This window comes from Jatrophihabitans sp. (assembly GCF_035474675.1).
Taxonomy (GTDB): Bacteria; Actinomycetota; Actinomycetes; order Mycobacteriales; family Jatrophihabitantaceae; genus Jatrophihabitans_A.
Window position 1 is genome coordinate 1 of record NZ_DATINC010000171.1, and the last position, 5,794, is coordinate 5,794.

Here is a 5,794-nt window from a genome sequence, read left to right on the forward strand (position 1 = left end):
GTAGATCTGGGTGATCTTGGCGTCGCGCATCATCCGCTCCACCGGGAAGTCCTCGGTGTAGCCGTAGCCGCCGAACAGCTGGACGGCGTCGGTGGTGACCTTCATCGCCACGTCCGAGGCGAACGCCTTGGCCGAGGCCGAGTACCAGGTGAGCCCGGGCTCGCCGCGCTCGGCTTTGGCGGCGGCGGCGTAGATCAGCTGCCGGGCGGCCTCGGTCTGCATCACCATGTCAGCCAGCATGAACTGCAGGCCCTGGAAGTCCGCGATCGGCCGACCGAACTGCTGGCGCTGCTTCATGTAGGCGATAGAGGCATCGATGGCTCCCTGGGCGATGCCCAGCGCCTGGGCGCCGATGGTCAGCCGGGTGTGGTCCAGGGTGGTCAGCGCGGTCTTGAACCCGGTGCCGGGCTCGCCGATGATCCGGTCGGCCGGGATGGCGCAGTTCTCGAAGTGGATCTCACACGTCGGCGAGCCCTTGATGCCGAGCTTGCGCTCGTGCATGCCGACCGAGAAGCCAGGGTCGTCCTTGTGCACCACGAAGGCGGAGATGCCGCGCGCCCCCTTGGACGGGTCGGTCACCGCCATCACCGTGTAGTAGGTCGACACGCCCGCGTTGGAGATCCAGCACTTGGTGCCGTTGAGCACCCAGTGGTCGCCGTCGAGCACCGCGCGGGTGCGCATCGCCGCGGCGTCGGAACCGGCCTCCCGCTCGGACAGCGCGTAGGAGAACATCGCCTCGCCGGAGGCGACCGGCGGCAGCACCTGCTTCTTCAGGTCCTCCGACGCCGACAGCAGCAGCGGCATGGTGCCGAGCTTGTTCACCGCCGGGATCAGCGAGGACGACGCGCAGACCCGAGCGACCTCCTCGATCACCAGCACGGTGGCCAGCGAGTCCGCGCCCGCGCCGCCGTACTCCTCGGGAATGTGGGCGGCGTGGAAACCGGCCCGCACCAGGGCCGCCAGCACGTCGTACGGGAACTCCGCGGTGCGGTCCACCTCGGCCGCCCTGGGGGCGATCTTGTCCTCGGCCAGCTCGCGAACCGCTTCGCGCAGCATGGTGTGCTCGTCGCTGAGCCGGTAGCTGTCGAATTCAGGATTGAGCGCCATACCGACAAGCGTTACTCATCAGTAGCGGTGACGCAACGTACTGCGCGCCGTGTCACTGCGACCACCAGCACGGTGGCTGCGCCGGCAGCCGATCCGGGCAAGAACGGGGGTGTCCGGCGAGCGGAAACGGTGCTAGCCGGCGGGCGCGATAGCCTTGACAACCATGACCCAGCGTCCTCGCCTCTCGGTGATCGGTACCGGCTACCTCGGCGCCACCCACGCGGTGTGCATGGTCGAGCTCGGCTACGAGGTGATCGGCCTCGACGTCGACATCGCCAAGATCGAGGCCCTGCGGGCGGGCCGGATCCCGTTCTTCGAACCCGGGCTGCCCGAGCTGCTGGCCAAGCACATCGACTCCGGCCGGCTGCGGTTCACCACCGACTACACCGAGGTGGCCGAGTTCGCCGACGTGCACTTCATCTGCGTCGGCACCCCGCAGAAGAAGGGCCAGTACGCCGCGGACCTCAGCTACGTCGCGGCGGCGTTCCGGTCGCTGGCGCCGCACCTGGACCGGCGGGCGCTGGTGGTCGGCAAGTCCACCGTGCCGGCCGGCACCGCGGTGCGGATGGCCAAGGTGCTCGCCGAGCTCTCGCCGCACCTGGAGGTGGAGCTGGCCTGGAACCCGGAGTTCCTGCGCGAGGGCTTCGCCGTGGAGGACACCCTGCGTCCGGACCGGCTGGTGTTCGGGGTGCGCAGCGAGTGGGCCGAGCAGATGCTGCGGGCCAGCTTCGCCCCGGTCATCGAGGCCGGCACGCCGGTGATCGTCACCGACTACGCCACCGCCGAGCTGGTCAAGGTCGCGGCGAACTCGTTCCTGGCCACCAAGATCAGCTTCATCAACGCGATGGCCGAGGTGTGCGAGGCGACCGGTGCCGACGTCACCCAGCTGGCCGACGCGATCGGCCACGACGCCCGGATCGGGCGGCGCTTCCTCAACGCCGGCCTCGGCTTCGGCGGCGGCTGCCTGCCCAAGGACATCCGGGCCTTCATCGCCCGGGCCGGCGAGCTCGGGGTGGACCAGGCGGTGTCGTTCCTGCGCGACGTCGACGAGATCAACCTGCGCCGGCGGGCCCGGACGGTCGAGCTCGGCCTGGACCTGCTGGACGGCTCGTACCGCGGCACCCGGGTGGCGGTGCTGGGGGCTGCGTTCAAGCCGAACTCCGACGACGTCCGGGACTCGCCGGCCCTGGACGTGGCCGCCGCAGTGGGCCGACGCGGCGCGACCGTGCAGATCTACGACCCGGAGGCCAACGCCAGCGCCCAGCGGCTGCACCCTGAGCTGGTCTACGCCGGCTCCCTGGAGGAGGCGGTGGACCAGGCGGACCTGGTGATGCTGCTGACCGAGTGGTCGATCTTCCGCGCCATGGACCCGGACACCATCGGCGCCCGGGTCGCCCAGCGCAACCTGGTGGACGGCCGCAACGTCCTCGACCCGGCCCAGTGGCGGGCCGCCGGCTGGGCCTACCGCGCGCTCGGCCGTCCTTAGGATGTAGGCGCCCTACTTCCCCTGTGGATAACTCACGGCATCTGTCGGAGTAGAGCCCTAGCTTCTGCCGTATGACAGCTACGACAGCTCCTCCATCATGTCTCACCGGTGATACGCTTGGTTTCGTGAAGAGCGTGACCATCCGCGAACTACGCAACAACGGCGGAGCCGTTCTCGACCGGGTGGCTCGTGGCGAGGAGTTGATCGTGACCCGGGACGGCGCTGAGATCGCCGAGCTGCGTCCGCGACGCCGGCCTGGTCCGGCACCGGCCGACCTCATCGAAGCGCGCCGGCACCTGCCCCGGGTCGATCCCGAGCTGCTACGGCGCGATCTCGACGCCGTGCTCGACGCGACGGTATGACGGCGCCCTCGACCCGGGGAATGCTCGACACCTCGACGGTGATCCTGCTCGGCGAGCTGGACGATCCAAGCACGCTTCCCGACGAATGCATCATCAGCTCGGTGACCTTGGCCGAGCTGTCGGTCGGGCCACATGTCGCGGACACCGCCCGCGAACGGTCAGCCCGCCAGGCGCATTTGCAGCAGGCGGAGGCGGACTTCCAACCACTGGCCTTCGACGCCGCGTCGGCTCGCGCGTTCGGCCGGATAGCGGCCTCGCTGCGCCAGGCCGGCCGCAAGCCCGCCGCCCGTGCCTACGACGCTCTGATCGCAGCGTCCGCCATCGCCCACGGCTTACCGCTGTACACCTGCAACCCGAGCGACTTCGCCGGCATCGATGAGCTCACCGTCCAGCCGGTCCCCCATCCCCGCCATCCGAGCGGCACGACGAGGAGCGCTTCACGATGACAGACCAGCAGTCCGATTACATCTTGCCGGCTGACTACGAAGGCACCATCACCTTCGATGGCTCGCAGACCTGGTACCGCGTCACCGGCGACCTGAACAGCGGAGTCACTCCGCTGGTGGTCGTGCACGGCGGCCCCGGCTGCACCCACGACTACCTGTTACGGCTGAGCGCGCTGGCGCGCGACGGGCGCCCGGTGATCCACTACGACCAGATCGGCAACGGTAGATCCACTCACCTGCCAGACGCGGATCCGAGCTACTGGACCGTCGAGCTCTTCGTCGCCGAACTGAACACCCTGCTCGCGGCGCTGGGAATAGCCGACTCCTACCATCTGCTCGGCCAGTCCTGGGGTGGCATGCTCGGCGCGGAGTTCGCGGTTCGTCGACCAGTGGGCCTGCAGCGGCTGGTCATCGCCGACTCACCGGCTGCCATGGAGCTGTGGGGCGTGGCGGCGGACTCGCTTCGCGCCGGATTGCCGGCCGAGGTCGAGGAGACACTGCGGCAGCACGAGGCGGCGGGAACCACAGATTCGCCGGAATACCGCGAGGCGATGCAGGTGTACTACGACCGCCACGTCTGTCGAGTGGTTCCCAATCCACCCGAGGTCGCCGCGAGCTTCGCCGCGATCGACGACGACCCGACCGTTTACCACACGATGAACGGTCCGAGCGAGTTCCACACCGTCGGTTCGCTGAAAGGCTGGTCGGTCATCGACCGGCTGCCACAGATCAACGTACCTACTCTGATCATCTCCGGCCATTACGACGAGGCAGCACCAGTCGCGGTGCGGCCGTTCTTCGAGCAGATTCCCGACGTACGCTGGCGAATCTTCGCCGAATCCAGCCACATGCCGCACGTCGAGGAGACCGAGCGTTTCCTGTCCGTCGTCCGACGCTTTCTCGATGGCGCCGAACCTGACGGCGCCGATCCTGCCGGCTTGTGACTGGTGAGTCAGCTCGCTCTACTCCTCGGTGAGCACGCTCCATCTATCAGCTGGTGATGTCCTTGCGCGTTAGCTGGTGATGTCCTTGCGGGCGAAGCGGGTCCAGGCGGCGGTGAACAGCACAGCGCTGTAGATCGCCGCCACCGCGCAGCCGCGGATCATGTCGTCCCAGCTGATCGTCGGGGTCAGCGCGTCCAGCCAGGAGTACTGGAAGTGGGTGGGCAGCACCACCCGGTACGGGTCCAGCGCGGTGATCGAGTCCAGGATGTTGGACACCACCACCAGGAAGGTTGCACCGCCGACGGCGGCCAGCGGCGCGTCGGTCAGCACGCTGAGCAGGAACGCCAGCGCGGCCACCAGCAACGCCTGACCGCAGGCGTACAGCACCACGATCAGCAGCCGCTGCAGGGTCTCGGTGTAGCTGAAGCTGCCTCCGAACGGCGACTTCGCCGGCGCCCAGCCGAAGAACGTCCCGCCCACCAGGTACGCCCAGGCCGGCAGCAGCAGGTTCACCCCGAACGAGAAGGTCAACGCCACCAGTAGCTTCTGTCGCAGCAGTCGGGCCCGCGGGATCGGCAGCGCCAGCAGGTAGCGCAACGACGACCAGCTCGCCTCGCTGGCGATGGTGTCGCCGCAGAACATCGCCACGATCACCACCAGCAGGAAGCCGACGGCAGCGAACTCGGTGAACAGCGCGAAGTTGCCGGCCCCCGCGGTCGCGAGGTCCACCAGTGCCGGCCGGTTCCGGTTGGAGCTGCCGGACCCGCCGAGCTGGAACGCCAGCGCCATGATGATCGGCAGCACCAGCAGGAACAGTACGGTCAGCTGGGTACGCCGACGGGTCAGCTGGCGGGCAAACTCCACCCGCAGCAGCAGCGTCCGGCCGCTGTCGAAACCCATGGCCGGTCCGCCACCCGGCTGGTCGGCGGGCAGTGCGGGCAGCTGGGCCAGCCGGTCGTGGATGCCGCGCCGGGTGGGCGGCACCCCGCCGGACGAGCCGGAACCACTGGAAATACTGCTAATCACTGCGTTCCCCGATCAGGTCGCTCCCCGATCAAATCCAGGAAGACATCCTCCAGCGCCCGTCGGGCCGGCACCGGCCGGGCACCGATGCCGGCGGCCGCCAGCACCTCCTGTGCCCGGTCCGGGTCGTCCACGGCGAGCTGGGTCGCGCCGGTGCCCGCCACCTCGGTCACCGATCCCGCCGCCACCAGCCGGCCGCGGTGCATCACCACCACGTGGCTGCAGGTCTGCTCGACCTCGGCCAGCAGGTGCGAGGACACGATGACGGTGCGCCCGGTGGCGGCGTAGCGGCCCAGCACCACCCGCATCTCGGCGATCTGCGGCGGGTCCAGGCCGTTGGTCGGCTCGTCCAGCACCAGCACGTCGGGCAGGCCCAGCATCGCCTGGGCGATCGCCAGCCGCTGCTGCATGCCGTGGCTGTAGGTC

Annotated in this window: 7 protein-coding genes; 4 read left to right on the forward strand and 3 right to left on the reverse strand. The window is 69.1% G+C overall.

The window, feature by feature from the left end:
- Positions 1-1,107 (reverse strand): acyl-CoA dehydrogenase family protein (locus tag VLJ82_RS19955; RefSeq protein ID WP_408665121.1); only part of this gene is annotated, 1,107 nt, incomplete at its 3' end.
- Positions 1,108-1,270: 163 nt separating this feature from the next.
- On the opposite strand from VLJ82_RS19955, the gene VLJ82_RS19960 reads away from it, so the two are divergent.
- The 4 genes from VLJ82_RS19960 (at position 1,271) to VLJ82_RS19975 (ending at position 4,345) form a co-directional block, all read left to right on the forward strand.
- Positions 1,271-2,593, forward strand: a complete 1,323-nt coding sequence (locus tag VLJ82_RS19960; RefSeq protein ID WP_408665122.1) for a UDP-glucose dehydrogenase family protein — start codon at positions 1,271-1,273, stop codon at positions 2,591-2,593.
- A 125-nt stretch (positions 2,594-2,718) separates the two neighbouring features.
- A complete protein-coding gene (locus tag VLJ82_RS19965; protein WP_408665123.1) occupies positions 2,719-2,955 on the forward strand; it encodes a type II toxin-antitoxin system Phd/YefM family antitoxin in 237 nt (78 codons plus the stop codon).
- A 20-nt stretch (positions 2,956-2,975) separates the two neighbouring features.
- Positions 2,976-3,401, forward strand: a complete 426-nt coding sequence (locus VLJ82_RS19970; protein WP_408665124.1) for a type II toxin-antitoxin system VapC family toxin — start codon at positions 2,976-2,978, stop codon at positions 3,399-3,401.
- Entirely contained in the window at positions 3,398-4,345 is a 948-nt protein-coding gene (locus VLJ82_RS19975) for a proline iminopeptidase-family hydrolase (RefSeq protein WP_408665125.1), read from the forward strand. Before VLJ82_RS19970 ends, VLJ82_RS19975 begins: the two co-directional genes overlap by 4 nt.
- A 69-nt stretch (positions 4,346-4,414) precedes the next feature.
- Here the strand turns inward: VLJ82_RS19975 and VLJ82_RS19980 are convergent, their stop codons facing one another.
- Both VLJ82_RS19980 and VLJ82_RS19985 read right to left on the reverse strand, forming a co-directional pair.
- Positions 4,415-5,371 (reverse strand): ABC transporter permease, encoded by a 957-nt coding sequence (locus VLJ82_RS19980; RefSeq protein WP_408665126.1) that lies wholly within the window; start codon positions 5,369-5,371, stop codon positions 4,415-4,417.
- Positions 5,368-5,794, reverse strand: a 427-nt coding sequence (locus VLJ82_RS19985) for an ATP-binding cassette domain-containing protein (protein ID WP_408665127.1), incomplete at its 5' end; no start/stop codon positions are given. The genes VLJ82_RS19985 and VLJ82_RS19980, both read right to left, overlap by 4 nt.

Excerpts from the sequence above, each read along its gene's own strand:
- VLJ82_RS19960 (WP_408665122.1), top strand. The coding sequence starts at position 1,271 with ATGACCCAGCGTCCTCGCCTCTCGGTGATCGGTACCGGCTACCTCGGC.
- VLJ82_RS19970 (WP_408665124.1), top strand. The coding sequence starts at position 2,976 with ATGCTCGACACCTCGACGGTGATCCTGCTCGGCGAGCTGGACGATCCA.
- VLJ82_RS19975 (WP_408665125.1), top strand. The coding sequence starts at position 3,398 with ATGACAGACCAGCAGTCCGATTACATCTTGCCGGCTGACTACGAAGGC.